Origin of the sequence: Halorussus salinus, assembly GCF_004765815.2 — an archaeon.
Classification (GTDB): Archaea; Halobacteriota; Halobacteria; order Halobacteriales; family Haladaptataceae; genus Halorussus; species Halorussus salinus.
Window position 1 is genome coordinate 48,858 of the sequence record NZ_SBIS02000013.1, and the last position, 18,467, is coordinate 67,324.

Here is an 18,467-nt window from a genome sequence, read left to right on the forward strand (position 1 = left end):
TGAGAGGCTGATGAGTAGCTTCTGTACACTACTGGTATCACGTCAATACATATCCCCGTACTTTATCCTTCTTGGGATAAATGGTCTCTCCCAATGACGACGATGGACCCCGAGGCGATGTATGCGGCGCTCCAAGACGAAATTGGGACGGTCTTACTCGGGAATGAAGATATCATCGAAAGCCTGACGGTTGCACTTCTGACTGAAGGCCATGTGTTACTTGAAGGCGTCCCTGGGACCGCTAAAACTACTATTGCGAATCTATTCGCCACTGCGACAAACCTCAATTCAACGCGAATCCAGATGACGCCCGACCTGTTGCCGTCTGACATTACTGGCACACACGTCTATCAAGAGCAAACCGGTGAATTCAACCTCCAACGTGGCCCGATCTTCACGAATCTCGCAGTCGCAGACGAGATTAACCGCGCGACGCCCAAGACTCAGAGTGCACTCCTCGAAGCCATGCAGGAGGGCAACGTCACCATTGAGGGGGAAACGCTGTCACTTCCTGAAATCTTCATGGTGATCGCCACCCAAAACCCGATTGAGATGGAGGGCACCCACGCGTTGCCGGAAGCCCAACGCGACCGTTTCTCGCTGAAACTAACCGTCGACCTTCCAGATGACGAGACAGAACGCAACTTGATGGACCATTTCGATGGCCAACCAAATCTCGGTCCAAGCGATATCTCCGCAGTACTCACACCAGACGACATTCTAGACGCCCGTGACACCGTGACAAACGTCCACCTCGATGGCTCGGTGAAAGATTACATCCAGGAACTTGTTTCGGCAACTCGAGCCCACCCGACGATTGCACACGGCTGTTCCCCGCGCGCGACGTTGATGTTCATGCAGACCGTCAAGGCGCGAGCCGCCATTCACGGCCGCTCGTTTGTCACTCCAGACGACGTTAAGGCCCTGGCAACGCCGGTTCTGACTCACCGACTCGTCCTCGATACAGAAGCAGAACTAAGTGACTACACACCATCGGAGATCGTCGACGATATTCTGGACACGGTGCCTGTGCCAAGCACAGATACCGATTTGACGCCACCGGCACAACCAGTTTCAAGCGATGGCGGTTCCCCATCCAACCCTGACGACGAAACTGAGTAATACTCTTATTTAGGAGTTGGAACGTTCCGGTCGAAGAAACACTGCCAGCGGTCTTGTGGGGACCCTTATATTCTTATAGAAAGATTACGAATTTAAATAGTTAAGGGCATGAATGTCTCACGCTCATTGTTTACCTGACCTCGGTCTGATAGAAGGCCATGCTGAATACGGGCGGTATGCTGCAAGCCAAGGGCTATGTTCGATAGCGACGAATAAATAGAACATGTCAATGGCAATCGCTCATTTCGCGTTCGGAGCGGCGATGACGACGCTTCTCATTACGTTTCTCGTTCCGGCTGTCCGATATCCCCGAACGCTCCTGTTAGTCGGCGGTGGATGGGCGATGCTCCCCGACCTCCATTGGGTAAGCCCCATCTTCAACCAACAGCTTCGCACCCTCCACCAAACCTCAGTATGGATGGATCTCTTCTGGTTCCATCGGACACTAGACCAGGCCGATCCAAGTGACTCAAAGACAATAGCTGGAGGATTCCTCGCATTTCTCATTCTCACGACTGCAATCGCGGAACGACGGAGCTATCGCACCCCCAAAGTAGTCAAGTCCACCTACGATTCCTTTCCAAATGACGAATCGACGAAGTGACCCCGCCGATTGTATCTACTAAGTGTATTCTTTGTACTCAGCTACCCCATTCTATACAGAGACACCATCGATGTTTTCCTTAACAGACTGAAACGCCAGCAGCAACCAAGCCATCACCACGGCCGGTTCCTCGCACCATCATATTTCAGGAGTCTTCGCCTGCACTAGCCTCTGATTCAGAGGGCTGTTCGATTGCGCTCGAATCCCACGTACACGTCACTACGGCGTCAAACTCTGCCTCATCGGCTGTGACAGCGGCAAGCTCAACCGGCGTTTGAAGGCCAACAGCGAGACTCGTTGCAACGAACGATGGGACTGGATGGTCAACCCGCGTTACGGCCCCGAACGTACTCCCCTGGACACCTACTGTGACACGACCATCGTCGGCTTCAAGATCAACCACTGCCGTCTCGACAAGTTCAAACCCGGCCTCCAGAGCCTCCGTCAGTTGTTCCGTCAATTCACGCGGTGTCGAAGCTAACTCCTCGACCATTGACTGTCGAAACTCTTGAACAAGCGCGCTCCCAGTTGGTGGGAGTGAGACACCGCGTGTCTGCTCGTCCGTCTCGACAATAAAGACGGATGTCAACGCGTCTGGATCCGGCACGGTATAGTTCTGATGAAGCGGCACGAACAGCCGGGCCGCTATCCGCGTCGCCTCCGTCTCCGGTGGCGTTGGCACATATATCTGGGTGTCCTGTAACCCAAGGTCTGCGCTGATTTCCTGTTCAAGGCGAGCTAATGTGGCGTACGACCGCTCCCCGACAGACGCACTTGCTTCTTGCTGTGGCGTTACGTAGTAAATGAGAATCGCCATGACGAAGCCAATGCCAGCAAGCCCGAGCAACGTCTGGCGGCCCGCCGGAAACATAAGCCCGCCGAGACCAGCGACGCCACTAAACAGACAGAGCGCAAGAGCCGCCCGCCGAAACCGTGATTGACGGGCGCGGACGTAATCTGTCCGCAACCGCCGATTCTCCTCCTGCAGCACCTCCATCTGCGCCAACACCGCCTCAATATCAACCGACTGGCTGGACTGCCCGGAGGTTTCCTCACGTTCTGGTTCCGCCTCGGCGGTTGGGTCTAAGCGAAACTCGTATTCCCGATCTGTCTGTGACGTCGTTGATTGGTCGGTCTCGTCCCTCGTATCCTCACCATCTACGGTCATAGTTGAATCGGAGTTACTCATGTGTATTCGGTTTCTGCGCAGACTGTTGGGCATGCTGCCAGCGGTCGTAGGACTGTACAAGATAGACGAGCACGCCACCCACTACGAGGAGGCCGCTCGCGACTAGCCAAAGGGAGAAGTCGGTCGTGACGCCCAACCAGCCGACGCCCAAGCCAACAACGACTGCTCCCGCAGTAAGCCAGATTGCAGCACGTCCTCGGGGCTGGCGCTGTGAGTAGGACTCGTCGGGTAAACTCAGCAAAAGACCGATTAATCCGAGTTCACCGAGCGCTAGCAATCCGAGGAGTAATGGCCGGCCAGTTAGCCCACTCTGCTGGAGTGGCGTTGCGATAATAAGTGCAAACTGCCCAAGGGCAAAGGTCTCTTCGGGGGCAAGTCGCCGCCAGCCAACCAGGAGAACGCCTCCAAGAATAAAGCCAGCTAGCCCTGCTAAGCCGACGGCGGCAAGTGTGACTATGCCGAGTCCACTCAGACCCAACCAGTGTGTGCGTTCTGGCAAGCCAGTTGAGAGGGGGTTGCGCATAGGGAGTGTCACCTCGAGGTAATTGGCGTAGTTGCCGACGCTGTTTTTTGAAGGGTTGCGAGTCGGTCACCGGGTGCAACTTCGAATGCCGAAACTTGATCAAGCCCGGCGAGCTGTTGTCTGAATTGCTCAAACTCGGTGTATCGCTCGTATGCCGACTCCATATCAGTGAGGCCAGCCGGCTCGAACAGCACCGTCGGAGTCAGAAACACCAAGACCTGATCACTTTGCTGGCGCGCTACTTGGACCGTTTCTCGAACCTCTGCGCGATTTGTATCATCGGTCACTATCACAATCCGGTCCGGCCGGCGGTGTTCCGTATTCTCTCCGGTTGTCAGGAGCGTCCGCACAGTTTGATACAATGGTTTCGTTGCGATGCGTTGGACGTACGTCTGGGCCGCCGTATAAAAGGGATGAAGTGACGCTGCGAACGCTGAATCCTCTCTTGCGAGCTCGTCTGCAGTCTGTTTCGCTATTCCGGGAGTAGTTGTTGAATGGTTGTCGCCCTGTGGGGTCGAATCTGGCACTCCCATCGATGCCGCACGCTGGTCAGCACGGTCTGCTCGCTGTTGGGCGGTTGGGTTTGAGTCCTCGGTCGGAGTGACATCATATATCGTGGTGCGGAGTGTCGCATATGTCTCCATAGTTGCCCGGATCGGCTGGCGGTTCGTCACGCCAGCATCACCGATTGTATGGAGTCCGATGCTATCGCCGTCGGTTTCGGCTTGGTCGACAACTGCGAGCGCGACTTGACGGGCATACTCAAGTTTTGTTTCGCCCGGAGTGCCAACCTGCATCGCTTCGCGGTGATCAAGGATGAGTGCGGTTCCGTATTCTGTATGTTTCTCGAACGTCCGGATGTACGGTTGGCTTGATCGGGCTGTGGCCTTCCAGTCGATTTGGCGGAGGGCGTCACCGGGCGTGTATTCACGGATGGAGTCCGGGTCGAGACCCATTCCTTCTTGGTTGGTTGGATGGTTGCCGATGATTGCCGTTGTCGGGTCGCCGCCAGCACCAATGTGGAGTGCCCGTGGCTGTGGCGGGACTACCGTTACCGACGGTGGCGTGACGGCTGGCTTCGTAACTGTTGTGCGGAACAGGCTTTGCGTGTCCGTGATAGTAACCGTTGGATTCTCGAACGTGACTCGGCCGGCGACTGGCCAGCGGACGGTAAACGCCGTGGCAGCCTCTTCGGGTTCACCATCACGAGGGACAGCCTGAGTGAGTCGGCGCTGCTGATGAGTTGCTCCATCGCCTGTGGCACCAAGCGGGACACCCGCTTCGATGGTGACTGTCATTGAACACCAATCTACGTCCGGAATGGTTGCGGTTAGTCCACACGTCAAGGGTTCCTCAACCATAATCCGGTCGCGCGCAACTGTTTGGGTCACACGCAACTCATCGGCAAGCTGGTGGGTGGACCATGCAAACAGGTACTGTTGTGCGAGAAGCCACGCGCCAAGCCCGGCCCCACCGACAAGGAGGAGGGGTTGGCTGAGAACGACCGCGGCCATCAGGAGGAACCCGATGAGTCCAACGGCAGTCCAATAGCGACGCGTGACCTGCATGCGCGATACGAACTTCCGGCACCTAATTGAATGTACTGGTTGTGACCTCCTCCCCGTAGTAAACGACGGGGCTTCCCACGAGTTCGGTCTCGCCGATTTGGGAACTTATGTTTACACACCGACGGGGTGCTGGCGGGGCCACACCGCCGTTACTCCTATCCGGCAGTGGGGTCACGGTTCTGCCCTGCTGACTCGGAGTTATCTTAGTTGTTTTGTGTCGGTCAGCACCCAGTACGACCACCGAACACGTAAATATTCCGTGCGGCGATTCACGCACGCCGTAAACGGCCGGATTCTCTCACCTAATTAAGATAGATTTGGACAAACCCTATCTGGTATTTGTTCGCTGGTTCTCATTGATGGACTGCACAGTCAATAAGAAAAACGTCTTTATGCTGGCTTGTCCGAGGTAGCGTATAATGGTTTCAGTCGGGTTCCGCATCGCCTTCTGTCTCCTGGTGCTTCTAGGAGCCCCGCTTGCGCCACTCGCTGCTGGTCAGGCACATACGACTGCCGGAACTACCGGTGACGTGACTCCTGATAGTTCTGCTCCACGTACGGTGGGCGTGACGCCAAGTTCACTGCAATCTCCACCGCCAACAAATAATTCGTCTGTGCGGCATGAAAGTCGCGAGGAACTGGCTGGCCCTGATGAGCGCGCTGCACTCAGCCAGTGGTTTGGCACCCACCTCAGTTCACAGCTAGGGTCAAGCGTCATTAAGCTTGACCAAGGTGAATACGAACAAGCGCGTTCCCTCCTTGGCGACGACTACAACACCCAATTAGGCAGGTACGTCGATGTCGCTGGTGAGACCGCCGGAACGGCGGACGATCAGACTGCAGACCGACTCAAAACCACGCAGGAAAACCAAGCAGACTACGTGGAAAGTGTTCAGGAGTACCGCGAGACGTATCGCGACTATGTGGCGGCGAAACAAGCTGGCAACGAAACGGCGGCTCGTACACACGCACGCGAACTAAACAGTCTGGCGAATCAAATCCAGCAGACCGGGGGTAATCTCACCACTAGTTATCGTGTCCTAGGCAATCGGACGAACGCCAATCTCACGCAAGGCCAGCAAACCGTCGACCGCATCACGGAGAATATTACAACCCAACAGACTACTGTTCGGCGCGAAACATTCGTGAACACGACGCTGACACTTAAGTCCGTCTCTACCACCGCTTCAATACTTGACCCCCTGCAGGTTCACGGCCGTCTTGCCGCTACTAATGGAACTGTATTGGCTGACCGCCATATTGTCATGCAGATCGGCGCACGGACTATCCGCACTCGGACGACGACAAACGGGCAGTTCACGCTCTCATTGCGCCCCACGCTGCTCGCGGAGGGCGAACAGTCCCTCTCAGTCCACTATCGCCCACGAACGGATGCGGTTTATTTAGGGTCGAATGACACGGCTACTGTTCGAATCACGCAACAGACACCGACTGTGCAACTCACCGGGTCGTCAACCACCGTCGCGTACAACGAGACGGTGACCGTTCACGGCCGAGTACACGTCCAAAACCAAAGTGTCGGCGATGGCGTCCCCGTCCGCATTACCGTCGAGGGGACATCCCTCACGACAGCCCAGACCAAGTCGGACGGCACGTTCACGGCCACAGCCACACTTCCGCCAGGGGTGCCTGCGGGCGAGCAAGATCTCCGTGTAGCGCTTCCGCTCGAGGGTCGCGCCCTCAGGGCTGCTAATACGACAACATCACTCCGCGTTCAACCTACAGAGACACGGTTGACTCTCCGGCAGTCAACCAGTAGTGACACAGCAAGCCTCGCACTCCACGGAGTGTTAACCACTGCATCCGGAGCAGGCGTCCCCAATCAGGCTGTCCAGCTTCGGGTTGGAGGGCAAACGATTACGACGGCCACCACTAACCAGACCGGCCACTACCGTACTCAGCTTGACCCAGAGGCTCTCCGTCCCGTAGCGGAGAACCCCTCGATGACCGTGACAGCAGTCTACCCTGGTCCCGGCAATCTCCAGTCGTCACAGGCCCAAACGACGGTTTCCCTTCCAGCGGAGGCAACCGGTTCAGGGACTGGGCTTGGTGGTCGTGTCATGAAGTGGCTGTCGGGATCGCCCTGGATTGTTGTACTCGGTGGACTCGTTGTCGCTGGCCTTGGTGGACTAGCACTCTGGCGCTACTTCGGTGAGGGTACATCCGACACCACATCGGATACCACCACGGAGACTGGTAGCGAGGCGTCCGCTACTGAGACCGCATCTGACACGCCTACGGCGTCAACGCAGTCTGCCAGCCAATCGTTACACGACCAAGCTGAATCCCTGCTTGAGGCAGGAGAAACCGATACCGCCGTCCAAGCGGCCTACACTGCTGTTCGCCAGCAGGCGACTGAATTGCTGGCGTTGAATGCTGACCAGATGACCGCGCGCACGTACTGGGAATTCTACCACCTCTGTCGTTCGCACGACGCAATCAGCGAATCACAGGCAGCGACGCTCAAACACCTCACGGAATACTTCGAGGCGGCCCAGTTCAGCCCAACGCAGCTATCAGCGGACCGCGCTGACGAAGCAATCGCACAAGCCACGACCTTCCTCTCAGAGCTTGAATCGTCAACGACACCTACCAGCCAAACTGATGGTGGTCGGGACACAACTGACAGCACCTAATACGGATCTGACAGTCTGGCTAATACGTAGCAATCAAAAGTCACTCCTATAGGGTAGGTGAGAAATAGCATGTCCGAACACTTTCCAATACCACTAGTGGTAGAGTTGACGAGTTGGTCTTTCCGCCTTGCATGTTAGTCCCGCCCGGATGTTGCAACCGAGTGATTTTTACAGTCGGTGGTGAAACGTCACGCCCATGGCCCCAGACCCCGACCGTGCCCGCCTACGGCAGGTTCTCCTCCCACGGTCGGTCGCACACTTACCGGCAGACCTCGCTGCTGTCGTTGGGACCGTCCTGCTCACCGTGCTGGCCGTGCTAACGCCAGGACTCAACCAGACGCCACTCCGAATCGTGGTTGGTCTACCCTTCGTTCTGTTTGTGCCAGGGTATGCATTTATTGCGGCGCTGTTCCCCGAGGCAGCCACACCCACAGCGGCCGAGAGCGCATCCGATAACCAAGCAGAAGAGAAAGAGGACGATGTGGGTGATGCCAGCCGACTCTCACTCGCAGCAATCCAAGATCGGGGGAGTATTGACGGTATTGAACGAGTAGCACTCTCGTTTGGTACCAGTATCGCGATCGTCCCACTGCTTGGGCTCATCCTGAATTTCACACCGTGGGGAATTCGCCTCGTCCCGATCATCATCACCGTCAGTGGGTTCACATTGTTGGCGACTGCTATTGCAGCCCGCCGCCGGTTGCAGTTACCCGCTGAAGGCCGTTTTCGCGTCCCATACAATGAGTGGCTGGCGACTGCACGAACTGAGCTCATCGAACCGGATACCCGGACTGACCTGGTGTTGAACGTTCTTCTTGTAGCGAGTGTCCTGCTTGCAGCGGCGAGCGTGACTTACGCTGTGGCGGTGCCCAAACAGGGCGAGTCGTTCACGGAGTTTTATGTGTTGACCGAAAACGAAACCGGCGAGCTTGTCGCTGATAACTACCCGACAGAGTTCACCGTCGGTGAGTCCAAACCCCTTCACGTGGGGATTGGCAATCACGAACACCGCCAGATGGACTACACGGTGGTGGTCGAACTGCAACAGGTGCAAACAACGAACAACACAACCCGTGTCCAAGCTGAACGTGAACTCCAGCGACTGCAAGCGTCGGTGCCAGCGAACGGAACTTGGCGCCAGCAACTCAACGTGACGCCGCCGATGGAGGGCCAACGCATGCGGCTTACATTCCTCTTGTATCGGGATTCGGCCCCGGCCCAGCCGACGGTTGAGAATGCATATCGAGAGCTGCATCTTTGGGTGAACGTGACGGCCGCACAACCGACGGCTCAGCGGCGTCTAAGTGATGTGGATAGTTCCTCGAGGACACCCAGTCGTTTGCTAACCGCCCGTGTCTCAGGTTAGTATTTTAACAATATGTGTCTGATTTCTGGATGTTGTGTCTTTTTCTAACCGTTATGCTACCAGACAGCTTTGATTAACTATTATACAAATTACGGTGTCCTACTCGTGTGATGGAGGCCTACTGTTCCTATTGTGGGGAAGAGCAGCCCATACGTCAGACCGTCCCCTGGCAGGCCAACCTCTGCAAGACCTGTGGTCATTCCGTTACGACCAATGAGCCACACCAGCAAGGCTAAGTCCAACAACCCCGATTGGGGTATCCTAACTGTACGCCCGGCAGAGGAAACTCCTTAAACGTAGAGCAACAGTCTAAACAATCCATCTGGATTATCCGCCCCCAGGATGATGGCCCATCCGGCAGTACCAGCATGAGACAGATTAGCGCTATCGCGATACTCGGAGTACTCATAGTGAACGTGGCGACAGCAGGCGCGCTCGCCCACCCAGTCAGCACACCGGCAACAACCGACGAAGCCAATCTCGAAACTGGAAACCGACACATCACAATCAGTGACCTCATAGTCTCAGTCAAGGATACACACATCGAGGGAACGAACCTGCCAACCAAATCCATCGACGAGGCATCCTACACGATTGAAGAGACGTCACTATCGACTGACGGCTTCACCGTCACGTTCCAGGGACAGACACATCGGATTGGCGCAGTTACGGTGACGGTCACCGATGTCGGAGTACGACTCCAGAACATCTCCATCAGTGACGGAACTAGCGAATCCTGACATCCTACGACGCCGATCGTGGACGACTTCTCTCACTCGACCACCTATTTGCGGTTTGCTATGTTCGGGCTCGTGGGATACAATTGGGATAACAGCTAAGCGGGTGTGCTTCCTATTGGGATACACTCTATGGAACGAGCGAATATCAAGATTCCACGCGAACTCTTCGAGGATCTCCGCGACGACAAAGGCTCCAGGACATGGAGTACATACCTTCGGGAAAACTGCCTCCACGAAGAGATAGACGAACTGGCGGAACTCCACCAGCGACTCAACGACTTACCACAGGAAACTGCCGAGGAAATCGAACAGCGACTTCGATAATCCTCTCCTTCGGGTGTAATAATGGCTCCTTCGGGGAATCCTCGCCCTTTAGGACGGGGAGGATGTCAACGAGACCTTATTGCCAATCACCACACCAGTATTTCCAGTAAAGCACCGTCTTCTAATTCTACTAACCTAAACGAAGACTAGTTCTCCGACTCAACTGGACCCTTGTACTGAGAACGTATCTTCTCTCCATCCCGCCACTGCCAGTAGTAGTACCGATTGTCGTTAATCTCTTTGATCGTGATCGTCGCCTTCGACGGGACCCCATCTGGGAGATCGTCCGGTCGTTCTTCGATTTCGTCTTCTCCCTCTTTCTCAGCAAGACGAGCTGCACGCTCACGATATTCAGCAAGGTCCTCGGTATAACTGGCGACGTGACGAAGAAGCTCGGGCGAAGAACCGTTGAGGGTATCGACGATGTCGGTGGGGAGTTCGGCTGGGGGTGTCGGTGGCTCGTAGGACATGGAGGTTCAACCCATATTAACCAACATAGGGTGCCAGTACCGTAATTTTGTTGGTTAAGAAGATCTTGCGACTCGTCAATCCCCGCCGATTGTAACATTACTCGAAACCATTTTATATACTAGTTTCGTATTATGTTACACCGTGTTGCAGAGCATCGAACTGGAGGTCCTCGCCACCGTCGAACGCGGCGACACGATCTCCGACCTCGCGACGGATCTTGACCACAGTAAGAGTTATCTCTCGCGTGCCGTCGCGGGCCTCGCCGAGAAAGGCTTAGTCTACACGAAGCGCAACGGCCGCGAAAAACAGGTCATTCCTTCGGATGCTCGGGCGGTCGAACTCTACCAAGATTTCGTGCGCCAGCACTCCCACATCGAGTTTCCCGAACTGTTGACGGGCAAAACTCTTGAGGTGCTTTACTATCTTGACCAGCCACGAACCGTCGCCGAGATTGCCGAGCAAAGCGGGAACTACCGCAACACTGTTAATCGTGTTCTCAAACGGTTACGGGACCGTGGACTCGTCGGCACGGACGACGGGTGCTACTGTTTCAACGGAGACTTCGGGCGACTTCACGACTTCGCACGTGAACTTGCCCACCATCTCCACCGGCAGCGCCTCGAATCAGTTGCTCCAAACGGGACACTCCTCTGGGAAGACTACGACGAATTTCTCGCGCAAACGGAGACGGAAATCGACGTAGAGGGGTTTCACGAAACTGGCCTCGCTCACTTCGCGGCCTTCGACCTCCAGTTCCTGCTGACCGGCCACCGCTACTACCTCTACTCCGAGGATCTTGACGCAGTCTCGCCAGCGGAGCTGTGCTGTCACACGTTGCTGATTGACGACGACACTCGTCACCGCTCGTACTGCTTACTCCTGCTCAGTCGCATTGACGTCGGCGAGGGTGACCTTCGAGATAAAGCGACGAAGTACGGGTTGGAAGACGAAATCGACGCCTTGCTCCGGTATCTCGAGACACACGGTGATGTCGAGGACGACTCCCTTCCCAAGTGGTCCGAGTTCCAAGAGTTGGCGGCTGACTACGAGGTGCCACTACAATGAGACCAACATTCGGACGCGACTACATCGAGAACGAATTCCAGCAGATTGCAGACGAGCTGTCGAATCCGCTATCAGTCTATCTGATTGGTGGTGGCGCGATGTCGCTCCGCGATCTCAAAGGGGCGACGAAGGATATCGACCTCGTCGTCACTGATGGTGACGCGTACGGCCAGTTGTGGGCCGTCCTGATGGATCTCGGATATTCAGAGGTCCAATCACTCAATTCTGACTATCGGGAGTTAGGCGCGACGAGTTGCGTCGAGAACGACGATGGATGCCGTCTCGATATCTTCAACCAGCAGGTGGCGAACAAGCTCGTGTTGACTGAGGGGATGCGCGAGCGTAGCGAGCCGTTCCTCACGACGAACCGATTGACTGTTCGCTTGGTCAGCAACGAGGATATCTTCCTGTTCAAACTGATCGCGGGCCGCGACGACGACATTGAGGACATGAATATGCTCGTGCAAATTGGCTTGGACTACGACGTCGTCCGGATGGAACTTGAAGCGCAGATCGACCAACCCGCAGTACCGACCGACGATGTACGCGACGGCCTCCGCTTCGACCTCGCGTTTCGCCCGCTCGGTTTCGTCGGTGATGTCTGAGTGGAGGAGTGCGTGGGCGTACTCGTGAATCAGCGTGACAACGAGATCGGCCTGATTCGAGCGGGCTTTCGCCTCGACGACTGGTTGGAGATCACGCTTACTCCGATATTTACAGACACCCTTTGCGTCGCCATGCGCCCACTCGTCAGCATCGACGATACGAACTATCACGCCGATATCAGCGGCTGCATTCTTGAGTGCGGGCACAAGGTCGTCGACGTCGCCAGTCGCCTCGGTCTCCAGCTCGGGGAGGGGTTCACCTTCGGTCTGGGACACATCGAAGACTGCCGTTGGCTTGAAGCCGACAAGCCCTTTCGACCACTCGTCCGGCGATGTCTCGTCGTACTCACAGCCGATTTGCTCGTGGTAGCTAGGCGAATTCTCGCACTCGGGACAGCGCTTGGTGATGATTGGGGCCCAGATCCAGATGGCCTGTTCGCCTTCCTGGACGTGCCGGTTGAACTCGTTCCGCCACGTGTTGTAACCTGCGACCTTCGTCGCCTCTGGATACTGGTGCTTGATGAGGAGCGTGTTCCGATGGGAATAGTCGTGGAAGCGACTCTGGACGTCCAGCCAGTCTTGGAACTCCTCGCTGGCCTGCGCATCGTCAACGTGGTCAACGAGGTCGTTGATCCATGCTTCGATGGTACTGTGCATTTCGTCGCGTCGGGCGTCGGTCTCCTCGAACGAGACCGACGAGTCACTGGTCGTAGTCATGATTTTCAGTAAATCGCGTTCACGGCGACTGCGTCGGAGTAGGACGCGCCGCACCCCTCGGGGCGCAAAAAACACTCGTGGCGTCACGCCGGTGGGAGGTAGACGCTCTGCTCACCGGCAAGTTCCTCAAGCTTGTTCCGATGGCGGTGGGTGAAGTAGCAGTCGTAGCTGCAGTAGCCACAGATGTCCCCCGTGTCGTACTCAGCGACGTATGGACCGCGCTCGGTCGTCCACACGTTTGTGCCACATTCGGTACACGCCGCGCTCTCGATATCGCCCGGTGACGGACCCTGATACGCGATTTCTCGCCCGTCCTCCTGGGGTGTCGACTCGGGCCAGACGCCCTTTGTCTGCCAGAACTCACGAATCCGGGCGAGGCCGTGGCGCACCGTCTTGCGAATCGTCACATGGTCGGCGTCGCGACCGCTGTCGTCCCACCCGTCGGGCGTCCAGAACTCGCCGAACTGCGCCCCGCGATGGATACCGTTCCAGTCGAGGCCGACGATATCGGCCGGTGGGTCGCCCGTTAGCGTCGGGCGAGTAAGCTGGTCGATTACGCTGAGTTGCTTGGGCGGGCTTCCACCGAGAATGTGGACGCGACGGCCACGCCAATCTACGGGGTCAGAGAATTCGTGGGCAAGTCGATCGGCGTAGCCGCGGGAGTACCCGACGACGAGATCATCGGGGACTGCGCGAATCGCGGCACGGCACTTCGGGACGATCACGAGGTCTGCATCCGGGTAACTTCCCTGGATTTCGCGCGCGGCAGTAACGTATTCATCGACCTCGTCAATGTCGTAGGCGTCACCGATTACACCGACTTGCGGTTCGTACTCGAAAAAGCGCTCGACGTATCGATTGAGGTCGGGATTGCGAAAATCGTTGTCGAGCATTCCGACTGGTAGTTCCAAGTCTGTGTACTGGTGCTGTTGGTAGGTACAGTCTTCGCGAAAGCCCGTGAGAAAACCGAGTCGGAATGCATCAAGCGCGAAGGGAACGCGGTGAAGGAACGCTACGTGGTCGGCCTGCCGGGCAGTTGTAATTTCGGTTGCGATGCGACTAGTCGGACGTGCTGAGAGCGCCATCTCGAATTACCTCGAAGACGGGGAGTGGTCGCCCCGCACCCCTCAGGGGCAGAAAAACCAGTCGCAGACGCCAACGTTAACCAACAATGTCCGTAGCTCGTTCCCTATTGTTGGTTAATCCTCGAAGAGACACCGAGTGGCCGCATCCTCGCCTGTAAGCGTCCGTTGGTCGTCGGCAGTATCGGCGAATAGGGTCGCTTGGTCACTCTCGGCTGAGCGCGCTACTTCGGGCCGGTCGTCAACGCCGAACTGGTCTGCCTCCGGCTGGTCCAGTTTGGAATCACGCTCACGGTGGTCGACCTCAGCGCCGAAATCTTCGAGGGATGTCTCGACGTTTTCTTCGACGACTTCAAGTCGGCCGTCGTCTCCAAACGCGGTCTGGTGCCGAATCTCGATTTCTGGTTGATTACTCATGTTCTTCGAGCCTCCACCCGCCAGAGGCTTGAAAAAACTCTCCGAGAGACGGAGCGTTACGCCTGCTCTGCGCGAATTTCTTCTGCACGTCGTTTGAGCCGTCGGAGGATTTGGATGCGATTCTGGTGGGTGTTTTCGTAGGCGACACAGGCACGGAGGGTGTCCATGTCGTCTATCGCCGCAATGCTTGGATCGATGAGCCGGATGTTTCGCGGCTCAAGTCGTTGTTCTGGTGAGAGTCCATTCGATTCGCCGTCTCTGACATTGCTCACTTGTTGTCGCCTCCGCTCCTGTCGGAGGCGACGAAAAAACAACCGAGAGCGATTTTTGGACTCTACGCCGGAAGACTACATGAGACGTGTTTCGAGGTGCGGATGAAAGAGCGCGACCGAACTAGCAGTCGCGGTCGGTGTACCGCTGGCGCTCCGGCCGAATCTCTCCAGCGAGGACCTCGCTTTCGGAGTGATCGCCGACGTTTCTATCGAGATCGACGAGTTTGAACACGCCGTCACCGGTCCAGCCACAGTCGGCCGAACATCGAGCGACCGCGTACGCATTTGCACCCTCGCCGAGATGGATACCGTTGAGCGTGAGCGCGCTATCGCACGCTGGACAGATGGGACTGACCGAGGTGTACGTGTTCCCGAGAATAGCCCTGATGTCTACCGTGGAGTTACCGAGCGTTTCGTTGAGGACAGTTCCAACAGCCGCCTCGAGTGATTCACTGAGGGCCTGCTGTTCGGCTTCGTCTTCTGGAAGGTTGGTGTTCGTAACTGCGATGGTTAGTCGTGCGAGCGAAGCGTCGTCATTGGTGTTTTCGGGGGAAGTCATAGAGTTCGGAATCTGCTGTTGATTGTACTTCGATACAGCGTGGCAGAACGGAGCGAGGTCGTCTCAACGTGCAGAGTGCTATTCGGGGAGGTCACGTCGGCCAGTTCGGTAGCACTCCCAACACGGAAAATCGCTGGAGAGGTCCGCACAGTCACAGTCTGGTTCGTCTGTCTCCGGTTGTTCTCCAGAGTTCTCCTCGTGGTCGGGAGGGTGGTTTGAGGGCTGGACAGTTTCGCCACCGTCGGCGAGGAGTTGGTGGTGGCGGACGGCGTCGAGAATGGGTTGGCGGAGCGCAACAGCGACGCGGTGTTTGCACGCCCCGCTGTATTTTGCGTCTGCCGGGCACGTACACGCGGTCGGCAGGTCGTCCTCGATGCGGACGGTGTATTCGTGATTCTCCGGATCGGCGTAGCTCCCATTCCGCACACGCACATCGCCATCTCGAAGTTCGAACTCGAGGGCTTCGTACTGGGCGCGTTTCCTCACTCTACTCGTCGTCTTGAGTCTTGCAAGTGGTGTCGTCATCGTGGTCGTGAGGCACCGAGAAGTCGAGTGCCCCGCACCCGTCAGGGGCAGAAAAACTAACCGACCGGCTCTAACTCGTCCATCGAAGCGACGTATCTATCTCGTTGTGAAACGCATGGAGCGACTCTCTTTATGGACGAGAACTGTTTATTATCTGTATCCTGGTGGGTCCTTGTTCAATCGAGTTGTTGGAACCACTGAGCGAGTTCCTGTTGGAAGCGATTGAACCACTGCAAGTCATCGTGGAGTACGTCGTACACAACGTCGTGATCGACGTCGCCGTATCTGTGCGCGAGAATATTTCGAAACCCGACTGCTTCTTCGAGTTTCGCCTGCGTCTCGTTCGAGATGATGTCTGCTTCCCCAAGTGCCTGTATCTCCTGTTTGGCGGTTCCGCTCGGGGAGAGATTCTCTGTCGACCGAACGTGCTGAGCAAGGTCGATACACGCCTGAATAAGGTTCATCAACGTCCGCTCGACTGCTCGCTGGGTCACCATATCGTCCACATACTCGGCCTTTGAGAGACCTCGCATCTGTTCGAGGTCCTCGATGTACTGGTTGATGTGGCGGAGTTTGTCAACGAACACGTCTTCGTTGACCATCTATGCGTCTCCGCTTGCTAATCGGTCGATGAATTCACGCTGTTGGCGTTTCCGCTCGTCGACCGTTGACTCGTACTCGTCTTTGATTTGCTCGTGATAGGTTTCGACGGCCTGTTCGTCGCCAGTTAGCAGGAGACCGTCTTGGAGAGCGGCGTGTGCGACGGCAGTCGGGAGTTGCTCGATATCGCTTACGTCCACAAACTCCTCGGCATACTGCTGGAGGTCCGCATCGATTTGGTTTCGCAGTCGGAATCGTTCCCGAGCGTCCAATGTCTCCGGGAAACGGAGTGCGATGTCCACGTCTGAGTCTGGGCCAGCGGTTCCGCGTGCGTGCGAGCCGAAGAGAATCGCAAAGACGACTCGCTGTTGGTCGAGATACGACCGCAGTCGGTCGAGCTCGACGCGTTCGACCGCGGAGTCGTCTGTATGCACCATACGTACGTGTTCATCGTCCCGCATAATATAGTTGTGTTGCCGATTAGTCGAAGCGCTTGCCGAGTTCACGGACCGCGGCAGTATCTTCTTCCTCTGGTATCTTGATCGCGTCCCGCATCTCACCCACTTGCTCGCTGTCGAAGACATCCTGAAGGTCACGGAGCGAACGGTTGTCGATGAGGCGCTCGATAGTCTCACTAAACGACTCTCCTTCCTGTCTATTTGCTTTGATGCGCTCGTAGAGGTCGTCATCAAGCTGAACGTGGCGCGACATCCTTGTCGACGACATTGCCGCCGAAGTTGAATCGGTATTTGGGTCACCCACGAAATCACTCCGCTGGCACTCTCTGGGACCGGGTTCAGTGACGCGTTTATTCCGGTAAGACGCGTCACACCGTTTGATCCTCAACTGGCTCAAGAGTCTGAAGGTCTGCTCGCAGGACATCGCCATGCCGGACGACGTATCGAGAGGCAAGCACCGGGAACCGACACTTGGTGAATCCGGCCGTTTGAATATCGAGTTCGTCGCCCTCCTTGACGTGCGTTGCGAGTGCTCGAAGGAACTCGTGGGTCCGCTGTCCTGCTTCGTAGTCGGGCAGGCCGTTTTCTCGACGCCCGTAGACTTCGAATGCGTCGTAGCCCCAAATCGAGAGTCGGTCGTTGTCGTCAACCTCCCATTCGAGCATCTTGAGATAGTATGATTCGCAGAGTTCTCGAACTGCCTGTGCATCTGTGACAGTGACGCCGTTCGACGTTGTTGCTGCTTGGAGTGTTGCCATGTCTCTCGGGCAGGGAATGCTATCCCCGCACCCTTTCTGGGGTCGAAAAATCGCCCCGGATGTCGTTTCTATTCGAGTCCCGAATTCTCGCTTCATCCGGTTTTTGTTCGTCTTATTCCGCCGGTTGAATCTGACGGGTGTCCTCGGCAAGGTCACGAATGTACGCTCGAAGTGCGTTCATATCGTCACGAGCGTCTTTGAGCGTTTTCGCTTTCACCTTCGCCTTGATCTGGTCTTCATCCCGTGTACCGGTTCCACGCTTGAGTTTCACAGTGAGTGAGACACCGACGTCGCTCCGCTCGACGTACTCCGTCGGTGATGATTCGTCATTGGTCGCTTTCGATTCGGTCGTTGTACGGGAAGACGAGTTGTGTTCTGACATGATGTGGCTGTATTACTGGTGTTCAGTTAGACGGTGCGACGGCTTGGTCGGACAGTTCACGAAGGGTGTTTTCGATGTCGGTGCCGGTGGGCTGCCAGTACCCTTCAGGATGTGAGCAGTCCAACTGGCTCACGCCCCGGTTTTTGAACCTAGTGTAGTGGGCTATCGCGACATCTTCATCGTCGGTATAGTCCAGCAGAAGCGCAAGCGCAAGTTGCGACGGGCCACTTCCACTGTATCCCCAGCTGAAGCCCGAGGGACTGTGGTTCGCCAGTTCGAGACTCGGCTCTGGTGTCACCCGCTCTTGACCGGGTTGTTTTTCTACGACAGCGCGTCCGCGTCGCCGGTAGCCGACGTAGACGATATCCTGTTTCTGGTTTGGCCGTGTCTGTTCGAGTGATTGCGAGTCGGTTGTTCCACTCATGATTCGATTCGAGGGACTACTTCGAGACCCCCGCACCCC

General features: G+C 56.4%; 21 protein-coding genes and 2 pseudogenes. 8 read left to right on the top strand and 15 right to left on the bottom strand.

What is annotated here, in order from left to right; translation table 11 throughout:
- The first annotated feature begins 102 nt into the window (after positions 1 to 102).
- Both EPL00_RS22130 and EPL00_RS22135 read left to right on the top strand, forming a co-directional pair.
- Entirely contained in the window at positions 103 to 1,122 is a 1,020-nt protein-coding gene (locus EPL00_RS22130) for an AAA family ATPase (protein WP_368407961.1), read from the top strand.
- A gap of 223 nt (positions 1,123 to 1,345) precedes the next feature.
- Positions 1,346 to 1,726: a hypothetical protein gene (locus tag EPL00_RS22135; protein ID WP_135855109.1), complete on the top strand. Its 381-nt coding sequence runs from the start codon at positions 1,346 to 1,348 to the stop codon at positions 1,724 to 1,726.
- Between the two features lie 145 nt (positions 1,727 to 1,871).
- Here EPL00_RS22135 and EPL00_RS22140 read toward each other — a convergent pair whose 3' ends face one another.
- Both EPL00_RS22140 and EPL00_RS22145 read right to left on the bottom strand, forming a co-directional pair.
- The gene (locus EPL00_RS22140; protein WP_135855110.1) at positions 1,872 to 2,894 is read right to left on the bottom strand and encodes a hypothetical protein; all 1,023 of its coding nucleotides are present in this window, start codon (positions 2,892 to 2,894) and stop codon (positions 1,872 to 1,874) included.
- A gap of 552 nt (positions 2,895 to 3,446) precedes the next feature.
- Entirely contained in the window at positions 3,447 to 5,006 is a 1,560-nt protein-coding gene (locus tag EPL00_RS22145) for a DUF58 domain-containing protein (RefSeq protein WP_135855111.1), read from the bottom strand.
- 419 nt (positions 5,007 to 5,425) lie between these two features.
- On the opposite strand from EPL00_RS22145, the gene EPL00_RS22150 reads away from it, so the two are divergent.
- The 4 genes from EPL00_RS22150 to EPL00_RS22165 all read left to right on the top strand — a co-directional run bounded on the left by EPL00_RS22150 (position 5,426) and on the right by EPL00_RS22165 (position 10,093).
- Entirely contained in the window at positions 5,426 to 7,663 is a 2,238-nt protein-coding gene (locus EPL00_RS22150) for a hypothetical protein (RefSeq protein WP_135855112.1), read from the top strand.
- Positions 7,664 to 7,859: 196 nt separating this feature from the next.
- Positions 7,860 to 9,029 carry a DUF1616 domain-containing protein gene (locus EPL00_RS22155; RefSeq protein ID WP_135855113.1) on the top strand — a complete coding sequence of 390 codons (1,170 nt, stop codon included), beginning with the start codon at positions 7,860 to 7,862 and terminating at the stop codon, positions 9,027 to 9,029.
- Between the two features lie 410 nt (positions 9,030 to 9,439).
- Positions 9,440 to 9,769 (top strand): hypothetical protein, encoded by a 330-nt coding sequence (locus EPL00_RS22160; protein WP_135855114.1) that lies wholly within the window; start codon positions 9,440 to 9,442, stop codon positions 9,767 to 9,769.
- A gap of 129 nt (positions 9,770 to 9,898) precedes the next feature.
- Positions 9,899 to 10,093, top strand: coding sequence for a hypothetical protein (locus EPL00_RS22165; protein WP_135855115.1), 195 nt, complete (start codon positions 9,899 to 9,901; stop codon positions 10,091 to 10,093).
- A gap of 146 nt (positions 10,094 to 10,239) precedes the next feature.
- Here the strand turns inward: EPL00_RS22165 and EPL00_RS22170 are convergent, their stop codons facing one another.
- Positions 10,240 to 10,563, bottom strand: coding sequence for a hypothetical protein (locus tag EPL00_RS22170; RefSeq protein WP_135855116.1), 324 nt, complete (start codon positions 10,561 to 10,563; stop codon positions 10,240 to 10,242).
- Positions 10,564 to 10,705: 142 nt separating this feature from the next.
- Here EPL00_RS22170 and EPL00_RS22175 point away from each other — a divergent pair, with 142 nt between their 5' ends.
- Both EPL00_RS22175 and EPL00_RS24225 read left to right on the top strand, forming a co-directional pair.
- Positions 10,706 to 11,629 carry a MarR family transcriptional regulator gene (locus EPL00_RS22175; protein WP_135855117.1) on the top strand — a complete coding sequence of 308 codons (924 nt, stop codon included), beginning with the start codon at positions 10,706 to 10,708 and terminating at the stop codon, positions 11,627 to 11,629.
- Positions 11,626 to 12,144: pseudogene (locus EPL00_RS24225) on the top strand (DUF6036 family nucleotidyltransferase); the annotation flags it as partial. The gene EPL00_RS22175 and the pseudogene EPL00_RS24225, both read left to right, overlap by 4 nt.
- Positions 12,145 to 12,147: 3 nt before the next feature.
- On the opposite strand, the pseudogene EPL00_RS22185 reads toward EPL00_RS24225, so the two are convergent.
- The 12 genes and pseudogenes from EPL00_RS22185 to EPL00_RS22235 form a co-directional block, all read right to left on the bottom strand.
- Positions 12,148 to 12,951: pseudogene (locus tag EPL00_RS22185) on the bottom strand (DUF955 domain-containing protein); the annotation flags it as partial.
- An 83-nt stretch (positions 12,952 to 13,034) separates the two neighbouring features.
- A complete protein-coding gene (locus EPL00_RS22190) occupies positions 13,035 to 14,036 on the bottom strand; it encodes a DUF6610 family protein (RefSeq protein ID WP_135855118.1) in 1,002 nt (333 codons plus the stop codon).
- A gap of 114 nt (positions 14,037 to 14,150) precedes the next feature.
- Positions 14,151 to 14,450 (bottom strand): hypothetical protein, encoded by a 300-nt coding sequence (locus EPL00_RS22195; RefSeq protein WP_135855119.1) that lies wholly within the window; start codon positions 14,448 to 14,450, stop codon positions 14,151 to 14,153.
- A 56-nt stretch (positions 14,451 to 14,506) separates the two neighbouring features.
- Positions 14,507 to 14,722, bottom strand: a complete 216-nt coding sequence (locus tag EPL00_RS23915) for a hypothetical protein (RefSeq protein ID WP_135855120.1) — start codon at positions 14,720 to 14,722, stop codon at positions 14,507 to 14,509.
- Positions 14,723 to 14,843: 121 nt separating this feature from the next.
- A complete protein-coding gene (locus EPL00_RS22200; protein WP_135855121.1) occupies positions 14,844 to 15,281 on the bottom strand; it encodes a hypothetical protein in 438 nt (145 codons plus the stop codon).
- Positions 15,282 to 15,359: 78 nt separating this feature from the next.
- Entirely contained in the window at positions 15,360 to 15,806 is a 447-nt protein-coding gene (locus EPL00_RS22205; RefSeq protein ID WP_135855122.1) for an SWIM zinc finger family protein, read from the bottom strand.
- A gap of 176 nt (positions 15,807 to 15,982) precedes the next feature.
- The gene (hepT, locus tag EPL00_RS22210; protein WP_135855123.1) at positions 15,983 to 16,408 is read right to left on the bottom strand and encodes a type VII toxin-antitoxin system HepT family RNase toxin; all 426 of its coding nucleotides are present in this window, start codon (positions 16,406 to 16,408) and stop codon (positions 15,983 to 15,985) included.
- Positions 16,409 to 16,867 (bottom strand): type VII toxin-antitoxin system MntA family adenylyltransferase antitoxin, encoded by a 459-nt coding sequence (gene mntA / locus EPL00_RS22215; RefSeq protein WP_238398286.1) that lies wholly within the window; start codon positions 16,865 to 16,867, stop codon positions 16,409 to 16,411.
- A gap of 19 nt (positions 16,868 to 16,886) precedes the next feature.
- Positions 16,887 to 17,168 (bottom strand): DUF7557 family protein, encoded by a 282-nt coding sequence (locus EPL00_RS22220; protein ID WP_394352087.1) that lies wholly within the window; start codon positions 17,166 to 17,168, stop codon positions 16,887 to 16,889.
- Between the two features lie 64 nt (positions 17,169 to 17,232).
- Positions 17,233 to 17,622: a hypothetical protein gene (locus EPL00_RS22225; RefSeq protein WP_135855124.1), complete on the bottom strand. Its 390-nt coding sequence runs from the start codon at positions 17,620 to 17,622 to the stop codon at positions 17,233 to 17,235.
- A gap of 112 nt (positions 17,623 to 17,734) precedes the next feature.
- Positions 17,735 to 18,004: a DUF7389 domain-containing protein gene (locus EPL00_RS22230; RefSeq protein WP_135855125.1), complete on the bottom strand. Its 270-nt coding sequence runs from the start codon at positions 18,002 to 18,004 to the stop codon at positions 17,735 to 17,737.
- A gap of 22 nt (positions 18,005 to 18,026) precedes the next feature.
- Positions 18,027 to 18,428, bottom strand: a complete 402-nt coding sequence (locus EPL00_RS22235) for a DUF6166 domain-containing protein (RefSeq protein WP_135855126.1) — start codon at positions 18,426 to 18,428, stop codon at positions 18,027 to 18,029.
- Positions 18,429 to 18,467 lie beyond the last annotated feature (39 nt).